Source organism: Pedobacter sp. T50_32 (assembly GCF_057652195.1).
In genome coordinates, this window is the sequence record NZ_JBYFBY010000001.1 from 1,052,860 (window position 1) to 1,077,307 (window position 24,448).

At 37.0% G+C, this 24,448-nt stretch carries 24 protein-coding genes; 13 read left to right on the top strand and 11 right to left on the bottom strand.

Going from position 1 to position 24,448, the window contains the following annotated elements; genetic code table 11:
• Nucleotides 1–86: 86 nt before the first annotated feature.
• From AC23ME_RS04555 to AC23ME_RS04575, 5 genes are all read right to left on the bottom strand, one after another.
• Nucleotides 87–1,079, bottom strand: coding sequence for an NAD-dependent epimerase/dehydratase family protein (locus AC23ME_RS04555; protein ID WP_487726560.1), 993 nt, complete (start codon nt 1,077–1,079; stop codon nt 87–89).
• A 47-nt stretch (nt 1,080–1,126) separates the two neighbouring features.
• A complete protein-coding gene (locus AC23ME_RS04560) occupies nt 1,127–2,248 on the bottom strand; it encodes a hypothetical protein (protein ID WP_487726561.1) in 1,122 nt (373 codons plus the stop codon).
• Nucleotides 2,249–2,250: 2 nt separating this feature from the next.
• Nucleotides 2,251–3,456 carry a serine palmitoyltransferase gene (gene spt / locus AC23ME_RS04565; RefSeq protein ID WP_487726562.1) on the bottom strand — a complete coding sequence of 402 codons (1,206 nt, stop codon included), beginning with the start codon at nt 3,454–3,456 and terminating at the stop codon, nt 2,251–2,253.
• Between the two features lie 396 nt (nt 3,457–3,852).
• Nucleotides 3,853–4,674, bottom strand: a complete 822-nt coding sequence (locus AC23ME_RS04570) for a DUF4249 domain-containing protein (protein WP_487726563.1) — start codon at nt 4,672–4,674, stop codon at nt 3,853–3,855.
• 27 nt (nt 4,675–4,701) lie between these two features.
• Nucleotides 4,702–7,104 carry a TonB-dependent receptor gene (locus AC23ME_RS04575; RefSeq protein WP_487726564.1) on the bottom strand — a complete coding sequence of 801 codons (2,403 nt, stop codon included), beginning with the start codon at nt 7,102–7,104 and terminating at the stop codon, nt 4,702–4,704.
• Nucleotides 7,105–7,383: 279 nt separating this feature from the next.
• Between AC23ME_RS04575 and AC23ME_RS04580 the strand changes: the two genes are divergently transcribed.
• The 5 genes from AC23ME_RS04580 (at nt 7,384) to AC23ME_RS04600 (ending at nt 12,250) form a co-directional block, all read left to right on the top strand.
• A complete protein-coding gene (locus tag AC23ME_RS04580; protein WP_487726565.1) occupies nt 7,384–8,403 on the top strand; it encodes a sensor histidine kinase in 1,020 nt (339 codons plus the stop codon).
• Nucleotides 8,400–9,122, top strand: coding sequence for a LytR/AlgR family response regulator transcription factor (locus tag AC23ME_RS04585; protein WP_487726566.1), 723 nt, complete (start codon nt 8,400–8,402; stop codon nt 9,120–9,122). Before AC23ME_RS04580 ends, AC23ME_RS04585 begins: the two co-directional genes overlap by 4 nt.
• A gap of 85 nt (nt 9,123–9,207) precedes the next feature.
• On the top strand, nt 9,208–10,104 hold the full coding sequence (locus tag AC23ME_RS04590; protein WP_487726567.1) for a helix-turn-helix domain-containing protein: 897 nt from the start codon (nt 9,208–9,210) through the stop codon (nt 10,102–10,104).
• 173 nt (nt 10,105–10,277) lie between these two features.
• Nucleotides 10,278–10,682: an OsmC family protein gene (locus AC23ME_RS04595; RefSeq protein WP_487726568.1), complete on the top strand. Its 405-nt coding sequence runs from the start codon at nt 10,278–10,280 to the stop codon at nt 10,680–10,682.
• Between the two features lie 35 nt (nt 10,683–10,717).
• A complete protein-coding gene (locus AC23ME_RS04600) occupies nt 10,718–12,250 on the top strand; it encodes a malate:quinone oxidoreductase (RefSeq protein ID WP_487726742.1) in 1,533 nt (510 codons plus the stop codon).
• A 105-nt stretch (nt 12,251–12,355) separates the two neighbouring features.
• Here the strand turns inward: AC23ME_RS04600 and ytxJ are convergent, their stop codons facing one another.
• The 3 genes from ytxJ to AC23ME_RS04615 all read right to left on the bottom strand — a co-directional run bounded on the left by ytxJ (nt 12,356) and on the right by AC23ME_RS04615 (nt 14,232).
• Nucleotides 12,356–12,694 carry a bacillithiol system redox-active protein YtxJ gene (ytxJ, locus tag AC23ME_RS04605; RefSeq protein WP_487726569.1) on the bottom strand — a complete coding sequence of 113 codons (339 nt, stop codon included), beginning with the start codon at nt 12,692–12,694 and terminating at the stop codon, nt 12,356–12,358.
• A 234-nt stretch (nt 12,695–12,928) separates the two neighbouring features.
• Nucleotides 12,929–13,420, bottom strand: a complete 492-nt coding sequence (ribH, locus tag AC23ME_RS04610) for a 6,7-dimethyl-8-ribityllumazine synthase (protein WP_487726570.1) — start codon at nt 13,418–13,420, stop codon at nt 12,929–12,931.
• Between the two features lie 143 nt (nt 13,421–13,563).
• Nucleotides 13,564–14,232, bottom strand: coding sequence for a tetratricopeptide repeat protein (locus AC23ME_RS04615; RefSeq protein ID WP_487726571.1), 669 nt, complete (start codon nt 14,230–14,232; stop codon nt 13,564–13,566).
• Between the two features lie 253 nt (nt 14,233–14,485).
• On the opposite strand from AC23ME_RS04615, the gene recF reads away from it, so the two are divergent.
• Together recF and AC23ME_RS04625 are read left to right on the top strand one after the other, a co-directional pair.
• The gene (recF, locus tag AC23ME_RS04620) at nt 14,486–15,589 is read left to right on the top strand and encodes a DNA replication/repair protein RecF (protein WP_487726572.1); all 1,104 of its coding nucleotides are present in this window, start codon (nt 14,486–14,488) and stop codon (nt 15,587–15,589) included.
• Nucleotides 15,582–15,872, top strand: a complete 291-nt coding sequence (locus AC23ME_RS04625; protein ID WP_487726573.1) for a DciA family protein — start codon at nt 15,582–15,584, stop codon at nt 15,870–15,872. Before recF ends, AC23ME_RS04625 begins: the two co-directional genes overlap by 8 nt.
• 1 nt (nt 15,873) lies before the next feature.
• Here the strand turns inward: AC23ME_RS04625 and AC23ME_RS04630 are convergent, their stop codons facing one another.
• From AC23ME_RS04630 to AC23ME_RS04640, 3 genes are all read right to left on the bottom strand, one after another.
• The gene (locus AC23ME_RS04630; RefSeq protein WP_487726574.1) at nt 15,874–16,050 is read right to left on the bottom strand and encodes a hypothetical protein; all 177 of its coding nucleotides are present in this window, start codon (nt 16,048–16,050) and stop codon (nt 15,874–15,876) included.
• 136 nt (nt 16,051–16,186) lie between these two features.
• On the bottom strand, nt 16,187–16,957 hold the full coding sequence (bamJ, locus tag AC23ME_RS04635; RefSeq protein ID WP_487726575.1) for a BamJ family beta-barrel-assembly machinery protein: 771 nt from the start codon (nt 16,955–16,957) through the stop codon (nt 16,187–16,189).
• A 98-nt stretch (nt 16,958–17,055) separates the two neighbouring features.
• Complete coding sequence (locus AC23ME_RS04640; protein WP_308849220.1) at nt 17,056–17,475, bottom strand: nucleoside-diphosphate kinase; 420 nt, start codon at nt 17,473–17,475, stop codon at nt 17,056–17,058.
• A gap of 360 nt (nt 17,476–17,835) precedes the next feature.
• Between AC23ME_RS04640 and AC23ME_RS04645 the strand changes: the two genes are divergently transcribed.
• The 6 genes from AC23ME_RS04645 (at nt 17,836) to AC23ME_RS04670 (ending at nt 24,421) form a co-directional block, all read left to right on the top strand.
• Nucleotides 17,836–18,846 carry a DHH family phosphoesterase gene (locus AC23ME_RS04645; RefSeq protein WP_487726576.1) on the top strand — a complete coding sequence of 337 codons (1,011 nt, stop codon included), beginning with the start codon at nt 17,836–17,838 and terminating at the stop codon, nt 18,844–18,846.
• Nucleotides 18,847–18,942: 96 nt separating this feature from the next.
• Nucleotides 18,943–19,959 carry an FKBP-type peptidyl-prolyl cis-trans isomerase gene (locus tag AC23ME_RS04650; RefSeq protein ID WP_487726577.1) on the top strand — a complete coding sequence of 339 codons (1,017 nt, stop codon included), beginning with the start codon at nt 18,943–18,945 and terminating at the stop codon, nt 19,957–19,959.
• 131 nt (nt 19,960–20,090) lie between these two features.
• A complete protein-coding gene (locus tag AC23ME_RS04655) occupies nt 20,091–20,858 on the top strand; it encodes a TatD family hydrolase (protein WP_487726578.1) in 768 nt (255 codons plus the stop codon).
• 212 nt (nt 20,859–21,070) lie between these two features.
• On the top strand, nt 21,071–21,448 hold the full coding sequence (locus tag AC23ME_RS04660) for a GxxExxY protein (protein WP_487726579.1): 378 nt from the start codon (nt 21,071–21,073) through the stop codon (nt 21,446–21,448).
• A 183-nt stretch (nt 21,449–21,631) separates the two neighbouring features.
• Nucleotides 21,632–22,648 carry an asparaginase gene (locus tag AC23ME_RS04665; protein ID WP_487726580.1) on the top strand — a complete coding sequence of 339 codons (1,017 nt, stop codon included), beginning with the start codon at nt 21,632–21,634 and terminating at the stop codon, nt 22,646–22,648.
• 357 nt (nt 22,649–23,005) lie between these two features.
• Nucleotides 23,006–24,421 carry an MBL fold metallo-hydrolase gene (locus tag AC23ME_RS04670; RefSeq protein WP_487726581.1) on the top strand — a complete coding sequence of 472 codons (1,416 nt, stop codon included), beginning with the start codon at nt 23,006–23,008 and terminating at the stop codon, nt 24,419–24,421.
• Nucleotides 24,422–24,448 lie beyond the last annotated feature (27 nt).

Below are 24,448 nucleotides of genomic sequence, written 5' to 3' on the forward strand. Positions count from 1 at the left end.
TATGTGTTAATCCTATTATTTGTATTGTATTGGGCTTAGCGTATGGCGTATAGCGCCTTTCACCTTTTTACCTTTCAGTTTTACCCTTATTTCAGCCAGTTATTCACTTTGTACCATTTCACAGTTTCTTCTAGTCCTCGTTCTAAATTATATTGAGGTTCAAACTGCAAGTCTTTTTTTAAATTTTCGATGTTGCAGGCCCAATTTGGTGCCGTTAACTCTTTTATTTTTTCTTTGTTTAGCGTCGGTGTTTTGGTGCTTCTGGCATAAATTGTATCCATTAAACCTGCTAAACCTTTTATAATTCCCAAAGGGATATGCATTTTAAGCGTTTTCTTCTGCAATGCTTTCTTCAAACCATCCGCCAATGCGTACCTGTTGTAAGCTAAGCCGTCAGAAATGTTATAAGTTTTATGCTCAATCTCCGATGTTAAAAAACGGATGATAATTTCTGCTAAATCCCTCACATAAATGAAGCTTAACGTTTGATTAAACCTACCAATGTATGGCTCTAAACCTTGGTTAATGGTTTTGAAGAGGATAAAAATATCTTTCTCTCTTGGCCCATAAACCGCAGTTGGTCTAACAGTAACCAGTGGAAGGTTTTCGATTTTATTCAAATACTCTTCTGCTAGTTTCTTGCTCAAACCATAAAAAGTGATGGGCTGAGCAACAGCGTCGTCGTTAATGGCTGCATTAAAATCTGCGATAGGTCCAATAGCTGCCAAACTACTTACGAATACAAATTTTTCTAACTTATAGCTAACCAACGATGCCGCTAGTGCTAAATTTCTGCTGAATTCCGCATTAACCCTGTTGTATTCTTGCAAGGTTTTTGCTTTAGTGGTGCCAGCAGCATGTATAATATAAGCGTACTGTTTTTCTTCCAGTTCTGCTTTCAGTTCATCAACTGCGTTAAAATTTAAATTAACATAGTTGATGTTTAAGTCTTTTAAATGAGAGATATCACTATTTGGGCGAACTGCTGCGTAAACTTCTAAGCCATTTTCAATTGCCGTAACAATTAAATGATAACCCACAAATCCACTAGCTCCCGTAATTAATACCTTTTTGCTCATTTTATTTTAGCACATTGTTTTAAGCTTTGTGCTTTAGACTTTCAGCTTTATATCTTCTTTTCTAGTATTCTGTATTCTCTGTATAGCTTTCCGCCTATGTTTTCAATAGGGCGGTTCACCATATCGTTGTCTTCTAATGTCCAACTCGCTTCTGCGTATTGAAAATTTCTAGCTTTAAAAGCTTTGATAATTCTACCGTACAGGCAAGCTTCGATACCCATTTTTCTGTAGCCATCAATAACACCCAACAACATAATACGGATACCATTGATTTTCTTCTTACCAGTTAGTAATTTGATTAACCCAGTAGGAAAAAGCCTTCCACGTTTAATTTTAATTAGTATTTGGTTGATATCTGGAATAGCTAAAGCAAAGGCTACAATTTTACCTTCTTGTTCGGCGATGTAACAGAAATCAGTATCTAAAACCAACTTCAAATCATTGGCAGTGTAATCAAATTCTTTGTCGGTCATTGGGACAAAACCTAGGTTTTTGTCCCAAGCTTTGTTGTAAACTTCTCTCAAAGCAGCAGCTTCTTCCTTAAACTTCTTCAAGTTTATTTTTCTGATGATGATATTGCTTCTTTTTAGCCTGTTTTCTAAACCGTCTATCAAACCCACAGACCTGTCATCATAATTGCCTGCCGTGTATCTGTAGGCTCTTAAATCTACTTTTTTGGTAAAACCGAAATCTTCCAATAAGTCTAGATAATAAGGTGCATTGTAAGGCATCATCGCTACCGGCGGTCCATCAAAACCTGTAATTAATAAACCACAGATATCATTAGTAGAAAAATTTACCGGCCCCATTACTGAAGTCTGACCGTTTTCCTTTAACCAATTTTGAGCTGCGTTTAGCAATAAACTGCTTACCGCTTTATCATTAATAGTGTCGAAAAACCCAAAGAAACCTTCTGTTACATTTTTTGTAGCGTTATGATTTCCGTTGATAATCGCAGCAATTCTACCTACAATTTTCTCGCCTTCTACAGCTAAAAATAGCTGCAATTTAGCGTGGTCGTGAAAAGGGTGCTTGCCCGGGGTTAACATATCACGTTGTGCAATATGTAACTCAGGAACGTAATACGGGTCATTTTTATAAAGCTCGTGAGGGAAATCAACGAACTTTGCTAGTAACTTCTTGCCAGTAACGGCTACAATTTGTGCCATTTTTATACCGAAGCCTTAACTAAGTCAACACTTGCTTCCTTAAATGCCTGTTTCAATTCGTGGATAGCTTTTTCTATCTGCTCAAATGTATGCGTAGCCATTAACGAGAACCTGATTAAAGATGCGTCTGAAGGAACTGCCGGAGAAACCACCGGGTTTACAAAAATTCCGTTTTTCTGTAAAATGTTAGTAATGATGAACGTTTTTGCGTTATCTCTAATGTAAATCGGTAAAATTGGACTTTCTGGGTGTCCGATTTCGAAACCAGCATCTAACAATAATTTTTTAGCGTAGTTGGTATTTGCCCACAATTTATCAATACGTTCTGGTTCAGATTCGATGATATCTAAAGCAGCAAGAACGCTGGCTACAGAAGCAGGCGTCATACTCGCACTAAACATTAATGAGCGTGCTCTATGTTTAATAAATTCGATGGTATCTTCATCAGCAGCGATAAAACCACCTAAAGATGCCAGTGATTTACTGAAAGTACTCATGATTAAATCAACCTTGTCGGTTAAGTTAAAGTGAGAAGCAGTACCTGCACCATTAAAACCAATTACACCTAAACTGTGTGCATCGTCCATCATGATATTTGCACCAAACTCATCGGCAATTTTTACCATTTCTGGTAAGTTTACCATATCGCCTTCCATGCTGAAAATACCGTCAGAAACAATCAGCTTGGCAGCATCTTCCGGTAAGCGACTTAGTTTAGCACGCAAATCATTCATGTCATTGTGTGCGTATTTTATAGAACGAGAGAAAGATAATCTGCTGCCATCAATGATAGAAGCATGGTCATATTCGTCTAAAACCAGATAATCGTTTCTGTCTAACAAGCAAGAAATTACTCCCAAGTTTACCTGAAATCCTGTGCTGAATAAAACTGAAGCTGGTTTGCCAACGTAAGCAGCAAGCCTTTGCTCTAATTCTAAATGGATGTCTAATGTGCCATTCAAAAATCTAGAACCAGCACAACCAGTACCATATTTTTCAATTGCTTTTTGAGATGCTTCCTTTATTTTTGGATGATTGGTTAAACCTAAATATGAGTTAGAACCAAACATTAAAACTTCCTTCCCATCTATAATCACCTCCGTATCTTGTGCAGACGAAATAGAACGGAAATAAGGGTAAAGCCCTTGTTCCTTAATTCTTTTGGCGTCTTGAAATGAAGCTACTCTATCTTGTAATTTTTTACGCATATTTTTATGCAATTAGTCTTTGTGTGTTAGATATTAATTCCTTTTTGGTTTGATAAAGAATAACTTCGATGTGTCGTTAGACTAAGTCATCGTTAAACTTGTTACTCTTTTGATAACATAAATTTAACGATTTAATAAATGAGAATTAATAATTCTGGCAAATTTAACAAAAGTTTGCTCCGCTTGCTGTGGTTTAAAAGTACGGCTTATTGGTCAAAAAGTATTATTTTGTTAAATCTGACATTTTGTAAACAAAATGAAGGCTTAATTGTTTTCGCGTAATTTATTCCTGTTAGTGTGTTTAAACGTTCATTTTTTAGAAAATTTGATAAGATTGCCGCAAAAAGGTAATTGGTAATAATGTAATTCTTTTAGCTAGCACTATAGGTGTTAAAGTTATTTTAATGTGTAGTCTCTTGTTGCAACCTGCGATAGTCTGAAGTAACCCAGTGCATAATCCTTATTGTCTGTTTGATTTACAATATTGCCCCTAACTTTAGCTGGTGTCGAAGGAAATGGACCTGTATCAGCTCCCGAAGCCAATATTACTTTCCTGAAATAATCGAAAAACCTTTTTGAAACGCCATATAGTTTGATGTTCAACGTAGCTCCAGATTTTAAATCCTCATGCGAATAATATTGAAACATCTTTTTGCCTTGAAACATTTCATCAGCCTCTAGGGAATATTCTGGAAATGCAACATGGCTAGATTTAATCCCCGACATGTAGTAATTATCTTGACTACCATCATCCTGATAAGAAAACTGGATTTCCATTTCATCTCCAGTCATACCGCCAGCATTGGTTTGGGTAATTTCGCTATCAATATCGGGTACGGCAACTAACGTTTCTACTGCTGTATAGATTTTGCCGTTTAAGTTTACGGTTAATGCATAAGTTTCGCCAATTACTGGAACAAAATTGCTGCAAACGTATTCGCCAGCTTTAGCGCTTTCTGGGAAATTAAATACAGTATTTGCCGAATTGCTGATAGAAACAATTGCACCAGAAACAGTAGGGAACTCGGCATTGTAATAATCTGTTGTGGTAGAAAGCTTAATTTTCTGCTCGTTTCCAGCGCTGTTTTTTACCCAATCTATAGATGCATCAATCACTAATTTTGGTGCTGCTGTATTTAAGTCTACATCAATTGTCTTTTCGCAGCTTGCCAAAAACAAGGCTGCAATTGGTATTAGGAATATTCTCAATATTTTCATTTCTCGTATTTTTTGCTGATTAATTTTTTAGAATTTAAAGTTGTAGGTAACGCCAAGTACAACGCCGAAAATCGACATCTTTTTCGCCTCACTTAAACCAGTTGTGGCATTTTGACCAAAGGTGAAGGCAGCTGCGTTTGCTCGGTTGTAAACGTTGTAGATACTGAAAACCCATTCGCTTCTCCAACCTTGGTTTTTGTTTGGCTTGCGTTTGTAAGTTGCCGATAAGTCCAAGTGATGGTATGCAGAAAGTGAATTCTCGTTTCGTAAACCGTAATTCGCTACCGTTATGCCGTGGTATTCGTATTTGCCGTTTGGAAAGGTTGCAGCTCTGCCAGATTGGTAGGTGAATGTTCCGCCGAAACTCCATTTATTGCTAATATCATAAGCAGCATTGATGGAAAAGTTGTGTCGCTTGTCGTAGTTTGCACGATACCATTCACCATCATTAATGCCTGGTTCTTCTGCAGTTCTACCTGGTGTGCGTTGCTCTGCTTTTGACAGGGTGTAAGAAATCCAGCCGTTCAATTTTCCTGTGTTTTTCTTCAACATCAATTCTAATCCGTAAGAGCGAGCTTGGCCATTTAGCAGCACCTGCTCGATGTTTTTATGGGCAATTAATTCTGCGCCATCAATAAAATCAACTTTGTTTTTTACTGTTTTATAGAAAGTTTCTGCTTCGATCGAGTAATCTCCGTCTTTAAAATTTCGGAAATATCCCAATGCCACTTGGTCTAACACTTCTGGTTTAAGGAATTGGTCGCTCGGTGCCCAAATATCTAGCGGAGAAACAGAAGCCGTGTTAGAAATTAGGTGCACATACTGGCTCATTCGGTTGTAGCTGGCCTTAATAGATTGATTGTTGTTTAGCGAATACGCGATGCCAAGGCGAGGTTCTAGATTTCCATAGCTTTCAATTTTTTTGTTTTTAGCATAGTTTACGCTGCCGGTTGGTGTAGCTTCTTCGTAAATTTCTAATTCGGGATTAAAAACTACCGCTTGGTTGTTGGCGTAGGTATTAACCGTTTGCTGACCTAAACGTTGGAAATTGCTGTAGCGTAAACCATAGGTGATAGATATTTTGTCTGATATTTTTTGTTCTGCGCTAGCGTAAAGTGCATTTTCAAAGGCATATTTTCTGGCAATTTGGTCAGGGTTAAGGGTCGATTTTTCATCAAACGGCCTAATTGTTCCTGGATTAAATTGATAATAGATAGAGTTTGCGCCGTAGCTTAAGGTCAATTTGTTAGAAGCGTAGTGCTTAATATCGTATTTCAGGTTGTAGTTTTTGATGTCCGAAGTCCAGTCTATGCCCACCATTTTCAATTTCAGTCCGTAATTATAGTTGCTGTAAATTGCTGAAGCATTAGAGAAGATTTTGTCAGAAAAGATATGGTTCCAGCGTAAATTGAAGAGTTTGTTTCCGTAAGTGTTTACAAAAACATTGTTCATGTTGAAATTATCGTTCCCGAAATAGCCCGATGCATACAAACTGTTTTTATCGTTCAACCTGAAATTGAATTTTGCGTTTAAATCGTAGAAATAGGCAGAGTTGGGTTCATCCGCTAATTTCAAAAGCAAATGCGCATAAGAACCTCTTCCCGCAACCACAAACGAGCTTTTTTCTTTTACAATTGGTCCCTCTACCAATAATCTGCTAGAGAGCACGCCCAATCCGCCGTTGACATGAAATTCTTTATTGTTACCTTCTTTTTGGTAGATATCTAAAACCGACGAAATTCTACCGCCAAAGTTCGCTGGTATGCCGCCTTTGTAAAGTTTGAGGTCTTTAATCACATCAGAATTGAACACAGAAAAGAAGCCGAATAGGTGAGAAGTGTTGTAAACCACGGCTTCGTCTAGCAAAACTAAATTTCCATCTACCGAACCGCCACGCACATTAAAACCTGTAGCACCTTCTTGTGCATTGGTTACGCCGGGTAATTGTAATATCGATTTTAGCACATCTACTTCGCCCATCATTGGTGGCATTTTTCTAATAGTAGTAATAGAAAGCTTGTTAATACTCATTTCTGGCTTGCTAATATTCAGTTTATTAGGGTTCGATTTGATGGTGACACCTTCCAACGATTTGCTGTTTTCATTCATCACAAAGTTTCTTTTGGTAGTTTGTGTAAGCGAAATCTTTTCTTCCACATTATCAAAACCCATGTAACTAATTACGATAGTGTAATTTCCTTTTGGTAGAGTGATAGAATAAAAGCCGTAAGAATTGGTAGAAACCGAGATTTTAGGTTCCACAATGTGGATACTTACGCCAATAAGCGTTTCGTTGTTTAGCTTGTTGGCCACTGTTCCGCTAAGGGTAACTTTTTGTTTTGATGTTTCGCTAGTAATAATTTCTTGCGCATGTGCATTAAATACAACCGCAAAAAAGAAAATTAGGCAAGCACTGATTTTATAGCTCATTTGAAAATTTTGATTTGTTCCAATTGTGAGCTAAGCTATATTTTTAAGGTATTGCCGTTTTTCTATTTATACCAAAGGGATTGATTTTTATATCAAAATGTATTTGGCGACTACTAAAGTTTTAAGGGTTTAACCTAGTTTGCGAATGTAGGTAGCTTTGTCGAATATCTTGGTTAAGATTTAGGTTTTGTTTTCGTATAAAAACGAAGTGCTTTCGTATAATATATAATTTGCCCTTCGTTTAATATTTTACATTTGTTTACGTAATACAATTACAAAATGAGTGAAAATCTACACAATCAACTCCATGACGAAAATTGGGCGCTGCAATTCCTGATTGCTTCTAAATACAGAATATATAGACACCTGCTGCTAATAGTTTCTTTTAGTGCAGTGTTATTAAATAGTGGTCCAGAGGTTACAGCGCCAGCACTAACTTTGCTGCTTTTTCTGTTGCTTTTCTACATCAACATGTATTTGCTGGTGCCTAAATTGTTATTTAAAAACAAATACATTTTATACTGTCTTTCCATCCTGGGGATTATCGCGTTGTCGGCAAAAATTTATTCGCTGGCCGTTTATCTTTTCGATTTAGAAACGGACGAAAATGGTTTGAATATTCCGCTTTTTGCATCGCTAATTATTGTATTGGTTTGTGCTTCTTCATCCATTAAATTATTTCAAAAATGGATAACTGATAAGCAGTTGATTTACGAACTGGAAAAATCAAAAACTGTTGCCGAACTGGAACAACTGAAAAATCAAATCAATCCACATTTCTTGTTTAATATGCTGAATAATGCAAATGTGCTCACCAAAAAAGACCCAGAAAAGGCATCGCAGGTATTAATGAAATTGAGCGATTTGCTACGATATCAGTTATACGACAGCGCTAGAGATAAAGTGCTGTTAACTTCAGATATCCATTTTTTGGAAGACTTTTTAAACTTAGAAAAAGTACGGAGAGACAGCTTTGATTTTGTGATTTCTAAGGAAGGTAACCTGAGTGGAGTTCAAATTCCGCCATTGCTATTTATTTCTTTTGTAGAAAATGCCGTAAAACACAATAACGATGCTGCAAAATCTTCTTACGTAAACCTATTTTTTGATGTTAGGGGCGATGAACTTTTCTTCAAATGCTTAAACTCAAAACCGGCCACAAAGGCGGTAAATGCCAACGGCGGATTGGGCTTAACAAATATTAAACGTAGGTTAGAGTTGCTTTTTCCGCAGTTGCACCAATTAGAAGTTGAAGATGGCACAGAAACCTATACCATTAAATTAACCTTGAAACTATGAATTGCATTATTGTAGACGACGAACCTTTGGCAAGAGAAGCTATACAAATGCTGGTTGAACAAACGGAAGATTTGAATTTGGTGGGTTCTTTCAATAGTCCAGCTACTGCTTCTGAATTTTTGATGGATAATGCTGTAGACTTGATTTTCCTAGATATACAAATGCCGGGAATAAACGGAATTGAGTTTGCTAGAACCATCCCCAAAGAGACTTTTGTGATATTTACCACTGCGTTTTCCGAATTTGCCACTGACAGTTACGAAGTAGACGCAATTGACTATCTGATAAAACCAGTGAGGTTAGAGCGTTTCCAGAAGGCGGTTGAGAAAGCACAAATTTATTTCAGGTTATTCAAAGGAAACCTGACAGAAAACAACGTCGAAAACATTACCGACGATTATATTTTCATTAAGGCAGACCGCAAGATATTTAAAGTTTATTTTAACGATATTCTCTTTATTGAAGGTTTAAAAGATTACGTGGTTGTGCATACAGAAAGTCAAAAAGTCATAACGGCAATGAATATTAAAACCATAAATGACCAGTTACCAAAGGCGATGTTTGTTCGGGTAAGCAAATCTTACATCATCAATGCAAAACAGATAAACTCTGTGGATAACAATACCGTTTACATTGGTAATAGCGAAATCCCTATTGGTAATATTTACAGGGAGTTTTTCTTTGAAGAGTTTGTAACCAAAAGGATATTAAGTAGGTAAGTTGAATAAGATGACCTAAGTTTTATTATTATATTTTGTCTTTTAACCATCTTTGTAATCTTGATTCCTTAAATATAGTAAACTCATGAATGGCATGATAGAACAGCGATGTGTAGAAAAGGATTTGGTTAATGGCGGTAAGATGAATGTACTTGCCAGTGCAGAAATAAAGCCTTTGATGATATTTAACGAGCCTTTTCGCTCCAATTCGTTTGCTGTTATTGTAGTGCAGAAAGGATCTTTAGTGTTTCAAAATAACTTCGTTAAGAACACCATGAAAGCCAAAGATGTATATTTGGTTACTCCTGGTAGTTTGTGCGAATTGCATGAAATGTCTGATGATTTGGAGTTCATTAGCATGGGTTTTAAGAAAGAATATTTGAAGGAGCAAGGTGTTTTCTTAAATGGAGCCGAAATTGTACACCTCTTTTCATCAGATTTAGTTCACAAATTTTCACTAAATGATGAAGAGTTTGAAGATCTGGTGTATTCGCTCCGTTTGTTAAAAAAGAAAATTAACTTGCCAGCTACTACGCCTCATTTTAGAGATGTAATTCGACATAGCTTCATTTCGGTGCTTTACGAAGTACTGATTGTTTACAGTAAATATCGCGTATTTATTCCGGTAAAGTTAAATAGACAAGAGGAACTTACCACTAGTTTTTTAAATCTGCTAAGTGAGAATTTCAAGAGTGAAAAACGTGTGCAACATTATGCAAAGCATCTTTTTGTAACTTCTAGGCACCTGTCTCAAGTGGTAAAAACGGTAACAGGAAAAACGGCGGGCGAGATTATTGACGAGATGGTGATTAACGAAGCAAAGGTGTTGCTTTCGTCACATGTAATGAACGTATCTCAAGTTGCAGATGAATTGAGGTTTAGTGATCAATCATTCTTCGGCAAGTTTTTCAAGAAGTATACAGGAATTTCGCCATCAGTTTATAGATCTAACAGTACTGTAGCTATTAATCAGCCATTTTAGTGAAGAAATTATGTTTTTTATTTACTGATCGCTGCGAAATATTTCGATAACATCATTTAAAAAATCCGAACAATTTGTGGATTTATGAATTGATTGTAAAAACGTCAATAAAACTTCATTTTTTTTACATAATAATTTGATTTTAAGCGTTAAATTTGCGAAAATATCGAGAAATGGCGACATCAAAAATTACTTACACTGGAGATTTAAGAACCGAATCAGTACATCTTAAATCGGGTAAGGAGATAATTACCGATGCTCCTACAGATAATCAGGGTAAGGGAGAGGCATTTTCACCAACAGATTTACTAGCAACATCGTTAGGTAACTGTATGCTTACTATTGTAGGTATTGCCGCAAAAAACCATGGCTTTAATATAGATGGAACTACAGCGGAAATCACGAAGATAATGGCCGAAAATCCACGTAGGGTTAGTGAAATTATTGTAAACCTTCAATTCCCGGCAAATAGTTATACAGAAAAAGAAAAGGCAATTATAGAGAGAGTTGCCAAAACTTGTCCTGTGGCATATAGTTTGCACCCCGATATTAAACAAGAAATAAGCTTTAATTATTAGAATTTGTTACCTGCGGCTTAACCGTAGGATTTTATATTTGGTTTTATAAAATGAGTAGAAAAAAACAGACGGTTGTTGAAACCGACGCAGATGTGATATTGATTGGTGCTGGTATCATGAGCGCAACGCTTGGCGTATTGCTCAAAGAACTTAATCCTGATTTAAGTATCGAAATTTATGAGCGACTGGATGTGGCCGCTGCGGAAAGCTCTGATGCTTGGAATAACGCCGGAACGGGCCACTCGGCATTTTGTGAGCTAAACTACACGCCACAAAAAGCTAATGGTACGGTAGATGTGAAAAAAGCAGTTTCGATTGCAGAATCATTTGAAGTTTCTAAACAATTCTGGACATATCTGTTGGATAAAGGTATCCTAAAAGATCCAGCTTCTTTTATTAGAAATATTCCGCATTTGAGTTTTGTATGGGGAGCGAAGAACGTAGATTATCTTAAAACCCGCTACAACAACTTAAAATCGTGCAACTTATTTGCTGAAATGCAATACAGCGAAAATCCGAAGGAAATTAATGAATGGATTCCTTTGGTAATGGAAGGTAGGGATGAGAAAGAACCTATCGCTGCTACAAAAGTTGATTTGGGAACAGACGTAAACTTCGGTTCGTTAACCAGAGAAATGTTTAATTACTTGGCGAAACAAGATAAGGTTGCCCTTCACTTTCATCACGAAATTCGTGATTTGAATAAGCAGGATGATGGTAGCTGGGAAATTAAGGTGAAAAACCTTGATAGTGGCAAGAAGAAAAAACGCCTGGCGAAATTTGTATTTATTGGTGCGGGTGGTGGTTCTTTGCTTTTGTTAGAGAAAGCAAACATCAAAGAAGGCAAAGGTTTTGGCGGCTTCCCAGTAAGTGGACAATGGTTAAAATGTACCAACGAAGAAGTAATTGCTCGTCACCATGCTAAAGTTTACGGTAAAGCAGCTGTTGGCGCTCCACCAATGTCGGTACCACACTTAGATACAAGAATTATCAATGGTAAACAAGCTTTACTGTTCGGACCTTATGCTGGTTTTTCTACTAAATTTTTAAAGAACGGTTCTTACTTCGATTTAGCCGCGTCTATCAAATTGAGCAACATCCGCCCAATGATCTCAGCAGGTTTAAAAAGCATCGATTTAACAAAATATTTGATAGAGCAAGTGCGTCAATCACCAGAAGATAGGTTTGCTGCTTTAAAGGAATATATGCCTAATGCCGATATTAAAGACTGGGAATTAGAAATTGCAGGTCAGCGTGTACAGGTAATTAAGAAAAAACCTAGTGGAGGCGGTATTTTAGAGTTTGGTACAGAAGTAGTAAGTGCTGGCGATGGTTCTATTGCAGCTTTGTTAGGTGCTTCACCAGGTGCGTCAACCGCTGTTTCTATCATGATAGAATTGATGAACAGATGCTTTAAAAAGCAAATGCAGACGGCAGACTGGCAAAGTAAGATCAGGGAAATGATCCCTAGTTTTGGACAGAAGTTGGCTGAAGATGATGAGTTGTGCCAAGAAGTTCGTCAACGTACATCTGTAGCGTTAAAATTAAATGAAGAGGTAATAGCTTAATCCGGCTTACACCTTATAACAGAAAAGCTCCGAATTTACTTCGGAGCTTTTTTATTTTGATAAACCTAAGGAATGGACTGAGCTTAGATTTTTGTAAATTATCGTTTAAGATTTGGCAATCACTTCTGCCACTTCATCAGCGGAAATATCGCCGTGAGAAGCATCCAAAATACATTCTCCATCTTTAATCAATAATAATTGCGGCGATTCATGATGTACCTGAAAAGCCTCGGCAATATAGGCAGAAACATCGCGATGGCTAATGAGGTCTAAGAAATAAAACTTAACGTCAGAAGGTATCACATCCCAATCTCTCTCGAAAGTTCTTTTAGCCATTGAGCTGATAGAACAACGCGTACTGTGTTTAAAGATTAAACTGTAACCGTTGTTAGACTTAATGCCGTCAATTTGGGAAGTATCTTTTAAATCGGTCCAATTACTCATGATTACCTTCTTCTTCCTTTTGCTTCTGGGTAAGAGCCGTAAGCAGGACATAGGCGATTAGAGCATGATTCTAAAAGTGCAATAGCGCAGAACGCAAATAACAATAGAATAGCTATTTTCTTCATTTTTTTGATTTTGAACTACTAAAGTACCGAAAAAACCTAAAAGTCAAATATTAATTTTAAGTTTTAAGCGCTTTAATTGCTGAGAAGCTTTTATGAGTTTTTAATATTTTTACAGGTTTAACGAATATTCTACCATCTTTAATGCAGTAATCGCTGCTTCGTCACCTTTGTTGCCATGTTTGCCACCCGCTCTATCAATAGCTTGTTGCTCATCGTTAGTGGTTAGCACCCCAAAAATTACAGGTTTGCTATACTTAATACCTACATTGGTAATTCCTTGAGCAGCTGCTTCACAAATGAAATCGAAGTGCTTGGTATCACCTTGTATTACACAGCCAATGCAAATTACAGCATCAACATCTTTTCTTTTGTTAAGAAGGATATCTGCTGCGCCAGTAAGTTCAAATGTGCCTGGTACGCTTAATGAAAGGATGTCGCTTTCATCAACATTGTGTTTGATTAGCGTATCAAAAGCACCTTGATAAAGTGCGCCCGTTATTTTTGCATTCCATTCTGCTACAACGATAGCTATCTTGTAGCCTTTCCCAGAAGGAATAGTAGTATGTGAAAAGTCTGAAAGATTTTTAAGGTGTGTTGCCATAGTGCAAAGATATATTTTTTGTTGGGGCGATAATCTTTCTCTAATACTTTTTTAGAAACTAAATCGATAATTTCTATGGCAAATAGTTAAGCATAAAAAAAGCCCCGAATTTCTTCGAGGCTTTCCATCCGTTTTGTGGAAAATTATTTTGTTTGTGCACCAACTCTAGCGATATAAGAATCGATCATTTGAGCTTCTTGGCTTTCAGGGAACTGAGTTTTTATTTTAGTATAAGCTTCCTCAGCACCTTTAAAATCTTTCAAAGTTTCGTTTACCAAGCCTAATTTCTTAAGAAACATTGGAGAAGTGAACTTGTTGGTAGACTTGTCGATAGCTTTCTTGTAATAAGTTGAAGCTTGTTTGTAGTCTTTTAACTCGCTATAAGCATCGCCTAATAAACCTAAAGCTAGTGGATCTGCTACTGGGCTGCCAGTTGCACTGTATTTGCTTAAAGCATCAACTGCTTTTTTGTATTCGCCTTTACGCAAATAAATACCGCCCAAATATAAGTTAGCTAAGTTAGCCGATTTTGTATTTTCGTATTCTGCAGCAATTTTTTCTAGACCAGGGTAACCACCTTCGCCATTAATTGCTTTGTTAGCCAATGAATCTACCCCAACAAATTGCTCTACTTTGAACATTTGGCTAGCCGCTTCTTCTTGTCTGTTTGTAAGATACACGCCTTGATACCAAATAAAAATACCAATTAAAACAACAATTGCTCCAGCAATAAATGCTAAACTTTTAGTGTTTTCTTGTATAAATGAACCTTTTTTAATCGGTTGTGGTGTTTGTTGCTCTGTTGAAGACATTTGTAGTTTAAAATTAAAGGATTGCAAAAATACATTTTTCATTTAAAGTATCAACTCTTTTTAAATCATTTAATTAAGGATACTTAGAAAAATGTAACCACATAGGAGATATAGAAGCAAATTTCGATAACAATTATGTAATTTAATTCGAACTCATCCCTAAAAAGAAAGGGCTATGTTTTTATGTAGTTGATAACTTGTGCAAGTTAGATATTTGAGCTAGCGTAAAAATGGGTAACTTTGAAACTCTAGTATGTGGCTAAAAAATCTAACCCTTTTAAATTTTAAAAACTACAACGCTGCCGATTTGAGCTTTTCGAAAACGGTAAATGCTTTTGTGGGCAATAATGGAGCTGGTAAAACCAATCTGTTAGATGCCATACATTACCTGTGTTTGTGCAAAAGCTATTTTAATCCGATAGATAGCCAGCAAATTAAAACTGGAGAAGATTTGTTTTTGGTGCAGGGCGATTTTGATAGGGACGATAAAAAAGAAAAGATCTCTTGTGGCTTAAAGCGCAACCAGAAAAAATCTTTCAAGAGAAATAAAAAAGAATACGACAAACTGGCCGACCATATTGGTTTGTTCCCAGTAGTGATGATTTCGCCTTACGATATCAACCTTATTATGGATGGTAGCGAAGAACGCCGCAGGTTTATCGATAATGTAATCTCGCAAACAGACAGCAGGTATTTAGATCAACTGATTACCTATAACAAACATTTGCTCAATAGAAATGCGTTGCTGAAACAAGTTGCGGCAACTAGGACTTTAGACGTAGCTTTATTACAGATCTTAGATGAGCAGCTCATCAATTCTGGCAATGCAATATTCGAGAAGCGTAAACAGTTTTTACAAGATTTTATTCCGCTGTTTGACAAACATTATCGCTTTTTAACTAATGATGCTGAACAGGTATCATTAACTTATCAATCGCAATTAAACGAACAAAGTTTCGAAAATCTCTTAACGCAGTCAATAGAAAAAGATCGGATTTTAGAGCGTACCACAACGGGTATCCACAAAGACGAACTACAATTTGAAATTGCTGGTATGCCGATGAAGAAGTTTGGATCGCAAGGTCAGCAGAAATCTTTTCTAATCGCGTTAAAATTAGCGCAGTATAGCTATCTGCAGAAGTTTAAAGATTTTAAGCCTTTGTTGCTGCTCGATGATATTTTCGATAAACTCGATACCCATCGCATCCATAAATTAATGGAAATGGTATCTCACCACGATTTTGGGCAGATTTTTATCACAGATGCAAATAAAACAAGAGTAGAAGCCGTCTTTAAAGAAATCGCTGTAGAAATTGAACTGTTTGAAGTAAACGAGGGAGGGGTAGAGCATGCGTAAACCAAACGATATAACTTTAAAGCAAGCCATAGATAAGCTTTTAAATCATTACAAACTGCGAGGTAAATTTGATGAAACTGGCATTGTAGCTATGTGGCCCGAAATTATGGGAGCTGCAGTTGCTAACCGGACTAAGCAAATTTATATCCACCAGAAGAAACTATTTGTTAGAATAGAATCTTCGGTGGTAAAAAATGAGTTGTTGATTGTAAAAAGTGCTATCGTAGACAAGCTAAATGAGAAGTCTGGATCGCAGGTAATTACCGATATTGTTTTCTTGTAGACTAGCCTCTTCTGCCGCCAAAAAGTTTAGCTGCTAACCAAATTACTAGCGCAATAACTACAACTACAACAATAATCCCGGTCCATACGCCGGCTTTAAAAATTCCTTCTACTAATTCGCAGCTGCTAAGTGTAGTAGCTAACAACGCAACAAGCGTTAGGGGCATCAATTTTTTCATACGTTAAGCTATTTTTGATAACCTAACAGTGTGAGGATAGAATAGTTTTAGAAAAAATATTTTGATGGCGTCTTTATATTTTTTGAGCAAGACTTACGAAGTTTCCAAGACTTCGTAAGTCTAATTGAAAAGAATGTTACTGCTCCTTGTCGCCAACCTTAATCAGCTCTACTTCAAAAATAAGTGTGCTATAAGGAGGAATATCCTGCCCTGCACCTCTAGCGCCATAAGCCAATTGATATGGGATGAAAAACCTATACTTTCCACCTTCTTTCATTAAAGCAACGCCTTCGGTCCAACCTGGTATTACCTGGTTTAAACCAAAAGAAGTAGGTTCATTTCTCTTGTAAGAACTGTCAAACTCAAATCCGTTAAGTAAAGTGCCTTTGTAGTGAACGGTAACTTTATCAGTAGTTTTAGGTTGTGCGCCTGTGCCTTCTGTTAAAACTTCGTATTGTAAACCGCTAGCGGTAGTTTTAATGCCTGGCTTGGTTTTATTTTGTGCCAAGAAATCTTGACCTTCTTTAATAGCAGGTCCAAACTTTTCTTTTTCTTTTGCCTCGCGTACACCAGCTAAGCTCTCAAATAAGCTGTTTATCGCCGTTTGTGATGTCTGTTCATCCATCAAAGGTTTCGCATCTTTATTAAAAGCATCTTTTAAACCTTTATTCAGTAAGTCGTAATTTAAGCCAGTAAGGCCACCACTTTTTAAGTTATTTGCCATGGCTAAGCCAAAAGCATAGCTGGCAGAGTCTAATTTGGTTTTAAAAACAACAGGTTTTGCGGCAGTGCCAACGGTCTTTTTAACTGGTACTGTTTTTTTTGCAGTGGTAGTTTTAGGTTTGGTTTGTGCTGCGGCATTAAATGCAACCGCAGAAGCTAATGCTATAAAAAATATCTTCTTCATTATTTATGTTAAAAGGCGAAATATACGACAAAAAAATAAGCACCCGAAAAGGAGTGCTTATCTATAAATTTTTAGAATTTTCGTCTACTAGAACGCTCTTAGAAACGCTCGTCAGCAGTAAAGAAGAAATCACCTTCAATTTGTGCGTTCTCATCAGAATCAGAACCGTGAACAGCGTTCGCATCAATTGATTTAGCATATTTCTGACGGATAGTTCCTTCAGCAGCTTCAGCTGGGTTAGTAGCGCCAATTAAGTTTCTGAATTCTTCAATTGCGTTATCTTTTTCTAAGATTGCAGCAACGATAGGACCTGAAGACATGAAGCTTACTAAGTCGTTATAAAAAGGACGCTCTTTGTGCACAGCGTAAAATTCGCCAGCTTTTTCAGCAGAAAGTTTAGTGTATTTTAAAGCAATGATTTTGAAACCAGCTTTAGTGATATCATTTACGATTGAACCGATGTGACCATTTGCAACTGCATCTGGCTTAATCATGGTAAAAGTTCTATTTGTGCTCATTTTTATAAATTTTTTGCAAAAGTACGATTATTGACTTAAATAATTGATACTGAAATAGGAAAATTATCAGCTTCATTAGAAAAACAATGGTAGATGTCCTTTTGTTCCGTCAGTCCTGCTTTACGCTGTAATCTTTTTGGTTTTAGGCAACTTGTCATCCCGAGTTTCGGGGGATCTATTTCTGAACTACTTTATTTAACAACCTGCTTATAAAAACAAAAAGTATTTCCGCTGCAATCAGGTTTAATTAACAACTGAACAGTTTCTTCGCTCACAATAAAACAATCTAGCAATCAATTAAACAATTCTGCAAAACCACAGTTAACCAATAAATCAGTAACTTCGCCACTTATAGCAATTATGATATCAGTTCCAGAACTTAAGAAACTACTTTCTACGCCTCAGCAAATTGTAATCACTACGCACCATAAACCAGATGGCGATGCGATGGGTTCTTCGCTAGGTTTATATGCCTATTTAATTCAAAAAGGACATCACGTTAGTTTAATTACACCAACAGATTACCCAGAGTTTTTACACTGGTTGCCCAACAATTCTGACGTGATTATTTACACCGAGCAAGTAGAAAGATCAATTAAATTGGTTAATGAAGCAGCTTTAATTTTCTGTTTAGATTTTAATACTTTAAGCCGTATTAACGAGTTGGGCGAACATATCAGAAATACATCTGCTATTAAACTGATGATTGACCATCACTTGGAACCTGAGGATTTTGACGATTATCGCCATTGGGACATTAACGCTTGTGCCGCCGCTCAATTGGTCTATGATTTCATCGTAAACGTAATGGAAGAGCCAGAGAAAGTGAACAAAGATGTCGCTACTTGTCTCTACACAGGCATCATGACAGACTCGGGTTCTTTCCGTTTCCCATCGGCTACATCGCAAGTATATCGCATTGCCGCAGATTTGATTGATCTAGGTGCTGAACATTGGCGCATCCACCAGTTGGTGTATGATAACGTTTCTGAAAACAGATTGAAGTTTTTAGGTTACTGCCTTTCAAGTAAGTTAGAAATTTTGAGAGAGTACAATACGGCTATCATCAGTGCTACTAAAGAAGAATTGCAACAATACGACATTGTAACTGGCGACACGGAAGGCATTGTAAACTATGCACTTTCTATCAACGGAATTAAGTTGGCGGCTTTTATCATCGAAAGACCAGACAGAGTGAAACTTTCTTTACGTTCTACGGGTGATTTTCCGGCCAATGAAATCTGTAAAAAGTATTTCCAAGGCGGTGGACATAGAAATGCGGCAGGTGGTGCATCTGACAAAAGTTTGGAAGAAACAATTGCCGATTTTAAAGCTATATTGCCAGAATATAAAACGCAACTGCTACAATAGCCTAGAAAATAAAAATAAAATATAAAAAATAAGGAGAAAGCTCGTTAACTTAGCGGGCTTTTAAAACAAAGACAAAAAGGTAATTATAAAAAATAAATGAAGAAAAGTTTAGTAATTCTGTTTGCTGCTACTTTAGGTTTGGCAGCTTGTAACACAGAGAAAAAAGGTCCGGGTGGTTTATTGTATAAAATCCACAAGTCTGGCGGTAGCAAAGAAAAAATTGCAGAAGGTGATATCGTAAAATTGAATTTCATCCAAAAAAATGAAAAAGATTCAGTTTTAGGTAGTACTTATGATAATGAGCAAGCGCAAATTTTTCCAGTAGGTAAAAAACAATATGCTGGCGATATGCAAGATGTATTAACACTTTTCGGAGAAGGTGATAGTGCAACTTTCAAAATCAATTTAGATACTATGGCTGCGCAAACAAAACAGCCTAAGCCAGAGCAGTTTAAAAACGATAAATACATCGTATTTACTGTTAAAATTGAAAAAGTATTCAAAAAAGGTCCAAAAGAGGCAGATTCTACGTTCCAAAAACGTGCTGGCGATTTCTTCCAAGCAGATTTTAAAGCGGATATGGACAAAAAGAAAAATGCTGAAGAAGGTAAAATCAAAGCTTACATTGCTGACAACAACTTAAAAGTTCAGACTTCTGCAAGTGGTTTACAGTACGTAATTACTAACGCTGGTAGCGGTGTTAAGGCTGTTGATGGCGATACGGTAAACGTAAATTATACTGGTAAATTCACTAAGAAAGGTGATGATAAAAAATACAAGGTTTTCGATACTAGTGATGAAAAGGTAGCTAAAGAAGCTAATGTACACCAACCAGGAAGACCTTATGGTCCAACTAAGATGGTTGTTGGCGGCACTGTGCCAGGTTTCACTGAGGCATTAAAATTAGTAGGTAAAGGTGGTAAAATTACTGCAATTATCCCTTCTAAATTAGGCTATGGTGAACAAGGTGGCGGTCCAATCGCTCCTTACAGCCCTTTGGTTTTCGAAATCGAGATTGTTGATGTGATTAAACCAAAAGCAGGTTCTGCTCCAGTAGCGGCAACTCCAGCTGCTCCTGCAGGTCATTCTGCAAATGATGGTCACAACCACTAAGCAAAATATTTAAATTTTATAAAGCCATTCGCATAGCGGATGGCTTTTTTGTTTTAGACAAAACGGTGGCCTTTCAGTTAACCGATTAACCAGTTCCACGATTAACGAATTAAACAACTAACTTTGTAACCATGTTACTTACCGATACCCATACGCATCAATACTACGAGAAAGATTTAGCTAAAAGAGAAGAGCAAATGCAGCGTTGCTTCGATAATGGTGTAAAACGGTTGTTTTTGCCTAACGTAGATGTTGCTTCAATCGCCATGATTGATGAAATGGTGAAAAGTTATCCCGAAAATTGTTTTGCCATGGCGGGTTTGCATCCTTGCGATGTGAAGGAAGACTATCAATCAGTTTTACAAGACATATACAACAGCATAGCTGATAGAAAGATTTATGCCATTGGTGAAATTGGTGTCGATTTGTATTGGGATAAAACTACTTTGGATATTCAGCAAGATGCATTTAAACAACAAATTGAATGGGCAAAGCAACTCAATTTACCTTTTGTAATTCACTGCCGCGAAGCTTTCGACGAAGTTTTTGAAGTGCTAGAAGAAACCAAGCATGATAAGATGAGAGGGATTTTTCATTGTTTTACAGGTAGTCTAGAGCAAGGTAAAAGAGCAATAGATCTAGGGTTTTATCTTGGCATTGGCGGCGTAGTTACCTATAAAAAAGCAGGTTTAGATCAAGTGTTGTATGATATTCCATTAGAACATATTGTGTTAGAAACAGATTCTCCTTTTCTAGCGCCAGTACCATTTAGAGGTAAACCAAACGAAAGCAGCTACTTGTTACATATAGCTCAAAAAGTAGCAGATATTTACGTAAAAGATTTAGAAGAAATCGCTGAAGTGACTACAGAGAATTCGAGGAAGATTTTCGGAGTTTAGGTCTTCGTGTTCTTTGCGTTTCTTTTTATTCTTTGCGGTTAAATTTTGGAGATTTAATTTTGCCGCAAAGATTTTGAAGTTTTCGCAAAGTGTCGCAAAGTTTCCAGAACACATTTTGATGGAGGGGTAGGATTAACTTTTGCGTTCTTCGCGTATCTCTTTTTTTCTTTGCGGTGAAATTTATAAGTTTACTTACCTAACTATGAAATGCAATGGAAGTAAATGAATTATCTAATGTGGTAATTGGAATGGCTATTGAAGTCCATTCTGCCCTTGGCCCAGGATTATTAGAAAGCGCTTATAAAGAATGTCTGTTTTATAAGCTCCAGAAAGAAGGATTTTTTGTTGAGAAAGAAAAAGCTATGCCTTTAATATTTGAAGGTGTAAAGTTGGATTGTGGTTACAGGATAGATATTTTGGTCGAAAGCAGATTGGTGTTGGAATTAAAGAGTGTAGAAAAATTAACTGATTTACACTTAGCTCAAATGTTAACTTATCTAAAGCTTGGGAATTTTAGACTTGGTCTATTAATGAATTTTAATTCTTTTTTACTAAAGGATGGTCTAAGAAGAGTGGTAAATAGGCTTTAATCTTCGCGTTCTTCGCGGATCTTTCATTTGTCTTTGCGGTAATCAAACGTAAACAGCCTTTCACTTATCCTTTTCTTAACCTAATGCGCAAATCCTTAAATATTTGATAAAACTTTTCGGAGTTGTAAAAAGCTGTGTTAATGTTGTTTAATTTGCAGTCGTAATCCAAAGCTGTACTTTTTAATGACTAAAATACTCATCATCTATACTGGAGGCACCATCGGTATGGTAAATGATGCTAAAACTGGTGTTTTAATTCCTTTCGATTTCGAGCAGATTAAAGAAAATGTTCCAGAGCTAGCCCGTTTGAATTACGAGATGGTAGTGCATTCTTTCGTGCCCATTATCGATTCCTCGAATATGCACCCTGATCAGTGGAAAATTCTAGCAGAATTAATCGAAAGTAACTATGAAGAATTCGACGGTTTTGTGATCTTACACGGTTCAGACACCATGTCATTCACGGCATCGGCACTGAGTTTCATGTTGAAGAATTTGGCTAAACCAGTGGTTTTAACAGGCTCGCAACTGCCAATTGGTGAAATCCGCACAGATGCGAAGGAAAACTTGATTACAGCATTGGAAATTGCAGCTACAAAAAGTAAAGGTAAAGCGGTAGTGCCAGAAGTTTGCATCTACTTCGATAACCAATTGTTTAGAGGTAATCGTTCCATCAAATACAATACAGAAAAATTTGAAGCTTTTCGTTCGCCAAACTATCCAATCTTGGCAGAAGCAGGGGTTCAGCTATCTTTCTTTCATAATGATATTTTGCCTGTTCCTACAGAGAGTTTTTATATCCAAACAAAGTTTGATGCCAATATTGGAGTATTAAAAATATATCCCGGTATGACCGAAGAAGTAGTGTATGCCGTAACTAGATCAAAAGTAAAAGCTATTGTACTAGAAACCTTCGGATCTGGCAATGCTACCACAGCCAAATGGTTTACTGATGCGTTGGCAGAAGCAATTGAAAATGGAAAACACATTGTGGATATTTCTCAATGTCAACGTGGTTCGGTGCAATTAGGGATGTACGAAACAAGCAGCGAAATGAAGAACATGGGCGTAATTAGTGGTTACGATATGACTTTCGAAACTGCAGTTACCAAATTAATGTATCTTTTAGGTGCCGATTTAACAAAAGAAGAAATAAAAACACAAATGGAAGCGCCAATTGCCGGTGAGTTGACGAATTAGATCATGTCATTTTACATATTCACGTTTCTTATTCAAATTTTGGCAACACTTTGCGCTACGGCGGGGGCGGTGTTATTGTTTATTTATTTTTTTATAGATCATAATAATAAACAGTATAAGAAAAAAGGTCTTCTGCTGATGATTACAGGTTTTTCGGTCTGTCTATTGGTTTTTGGATTAGAAATGTTGCTTGCTTTTTAAAGATTATATCTTCAAACTTTCCGTCTATCCACTTTCGGACTTCCTTAAGTAAAACTTCTGCAATTATGACGGCCATCACGTGTTCATCAAAGCAATAATCTTAACTTTGTAAACGATGCGAGAGATCTATGTCTCAAATCTCAAATCTAAAGAACAATGAAGATAGAGCAAATATATACCGGATGTTTAGCCGAAGCTGCCTATTACATAGAAAGCAATGGCGAGGCTACTATTATCGACCCACTTCGCGAAGTGGGACCTTATCTTGCAAAGGCAGAACAAAATGGAGCGAAAATTAAGTATATCTTCGAAACTCATTTTCATGCAGATTTTGTTTCTGGTCACGTAGATCTAGCTGAAAAATCTGGTGCTACCATCGTTTACGGGCCAACTGCTACAACTGCTTTCGATGCACACATAGCCACAGATGGCGAGCAATTTAAAATCGGCGATTTAACCATCACAGCTTTACATACTCCGGGGCACACGCTAGAATCGACTACATATTTACTGACAGATGCGGAAGGTAGAAACCACTGCATTTTCTCTGGAGATACTTTGTTTATTGGTGACGTTGGTCGCCCAGATTTGGCGCAAAAAGGCACTTTAACGATGGACGATTTAGCTGGCTTACTTTATGATTCGCTAAATGAGAAAATAAAGCCATTGGCAGATGACGTAATCGTTTATCCTGGTCATGGCGCTGGTTCTGCTTGTGGCAAAAGTATGAGCAAGGAAACGTTCGATACCCTTGGTCACCAAAAGCAGGTGAACTACGCTTTAAAAGCTGAAACCAAAGAACAGTTCATTAAAGAAGTAACGGACGGAATTTTACCTCCGCCACAATATTTTGCTAAAAATGCAGCCATGAACAAAGGTGGCTATGAAAGTATCGACGAAGTTTTCGAGAAAGGTTTAAATCCTTTATTACCTCAAGCTTTTGAAGATTTAGCTAACCAAACAGATGCTTTGGTTCTAGACACTCGTGATCCGCAAGTTTTTGCAAAAGCTTTTATTCCTAACTCAATTAATATCGGTTTAAACGGACAGTTTGCGCCTTGGGTTGGTGCTTTAATTACAGATTTAAAGCAGAATATTTTGCTGGTAACCGAAGGCGACAAGGCTGAAGAAACCATTACTCGTTTAGCTCGTGTAGGTTACGATAATACCATTGGTTATTTAGAAGGTGGCATCGAAGCTTGGCAAAAAGCAGGTAAGCAAACAGATCAAATTACTTCAGTTTCTGCTGAAGAGTTTGAGAAAGAATTTCATAAAAACGAAAATATTTTAACTTTAGATGTGCGCAAACCAGGCGAATACGAAGCAGAACATTTAGAATTTACACACCCTCGTCCTTTAGATTATATTAACGAATGGACGCACGAGGTAGAAAGCGATAAAACTTATTATATCCATTGCGCAGGCGGATATCGTTCTATGATTGCGGCTTCCATTTTAAAAGCACGTGGAATTGATAACGTAATTGATGTAGCTGGCGGTTACGGTGCTATTAAAAACACCAACTTAAAGCGCACTGATTTTATTTGCCCGAGCAAATTGGTTAAAGTTTAGGTTTCTCTCCTTTTTAGGGAGAGATGT

Excerpts from the sequence above, each read along its gene's own strand:
- AC23ME_RS04630 (WP_487726574.1), bottom strand. The coding sequence starts at position 16,050 with ATGAAAAAATTGATGCCCCTAACGCTTGTTGCGTTGTTAGCTACTACA.
- AC23ME_RS04560 (WP_487726561.1), bottom strand. The coding sequence starts at position 2,248 with ATGGCACAAATTGTAGCCGTTACTGGCAAGAAGTTACTAGCAAAGTTC.
- AC23ME_RS04590 (WP_487726567.1), top strand. The coding sequence starts at position 9,208 with ATGAATGGCATGATAGAACAGCGATGTGTAGAAAAGGATTTGGTTAAT.
- AC23ME_RS04555 (WP_487726560.1), bottom strand. The coding sequence starts at position 1,079 with ATGAGCAAAAAGGTATTAATTACGGGAGCTAGTGGATTTGTGGGTTAT.
- AC23ME_RS04665 (WP_487726580.1), top strand. The coding sequence starts at position 21,632 with ATGACTAAAATACTCATCATCTATACTGGAGGCACCATCGGTATGGTA.
- AC23ME_RS04570 (WP_487726563.1), bottom strand. The coding sequence starts at position 4,674 with ATGAAAATATTGAGAATATTCCTAATACCAATTGCAGCCTTGTTTTTG.
- AC23ME_RS04660 (WP_487726579.1), top strand. The coding sequence starts at position 21,071 with ATGGAAGTAAATGAATTATCTAATGTGGTAATTGGAATGGCTATTGAA.
- AC23ME_RS04575 (WP_487726564.1), bottom strand. The coding sequence starts at position 7,104 with ATGAGCTATAAAATCAGTGCTTGCCTAATTTTCTTTTTTGCGGTTGTA.
- AC23ME_RS04585 (WP_487726566.1), top strand. The coding sequence starts at position 8,400 with ATGAATTGCATTATTGTAGACGACGAACCTTTGGCAAGAGAAGCTATA.
- AC23ME_RS04655 (WP_487726578.1), top strand. The coding sequence starts at position 20,091 with ATGTTACTTACCGATACCCATACGCATCAATACTACGAGAAAGATTTA.
- ytxJ (WP_487726569.1), bottom strand. The coding sequence starts at position 12,694 with ATGAGTAATTGGACCGATTTAAAAGATACTTCCCAAATTGACGGCATT.
- AC23ME_RS04580 (WP_487726565.1), top strand. The coding sequence starts at position 7,384 with ATGAGTGAAAATCTACACAATCAACTCCATGACGAAAATTGGGCGCTG.
- AC23ME_RS04625 (WP_487726573.1), top strand. The coding sequence starts at position 15,582 with ATGCGTAAACCAAACGATATAACTTTAAAGCAAGCCATAGATAAGCTT.
- bamJ (WP_487726575.1), bottom strand. The coding sequence starts at position 16,957 with ATGAAGAAGATATTTTTTATAGCATTAGCTTCTGCGGTTGCATTTAAT.
- AC23ME_RS04650 (WP_487726577.1), top strand. The coding sequence starts at position 18,943 with ATGAAGAAAAGTTTAGTAATTCTGTTTGCTGCTACTTTAGGTTTGGCA.
- spt (WP_487726562.1), bottom strand. The coding sequence starts at position 3,456 with ATGCGTAAAAAATTACAAGATAGAGTAGCTTCATTTCAAGACGCCAAA.
- recF (WP_487726572.1), top strand. The coding sequence starts at position 14,486 with ATGTGGCTAAAAAATCTAACCCTTTTAAATTTTAAAAACTACAACGCT.
- ribH (WP_487726570.1), bottom strand. The coding sequence starts at position 13,420 with ATGGCAACACACCTTAAAAATCTTTCAGACTTTTCACATACTACTATT.
- AC23ME_RS04645 (WP_487726576.1), top strand. The coding sequence starts at position 17,836 with ATGATATCAGTTCCAGAACTTAAGAAACTACTTTCTACGCCTCAGCAA.
- AC23ME_RS04595 (WP_487726568.1), top strand. The coding sequence starts at position 10,278 with ATGGCGACATCAAAAATTACTTACACTGGAGATTTAAGAACCGAATCA.
- AC23ME_RS04670 (WP_487726581.1), top strand. The coding sequence starts at position 23,006 with ATGAAGATAGAGCAAATATATACCGGATGTTTAGCCGAAGCTGCCTAT.
- AC23ME_RS04615 (WP_487726571.1), bottom strand. The coding sequence starts at position 14,232 with ATGTCTTCAACAGAGCAACAAACACCACAACCGATTAAAAAAGGTTCA.
- AC23ME_RS04640 (WP_308849220.1), bottom strand. The coding sequence starts at position 17,475 with ATGAGCACAAATAGAACTTTTACCATGATTAAGCCAGATGCAGTTGCA.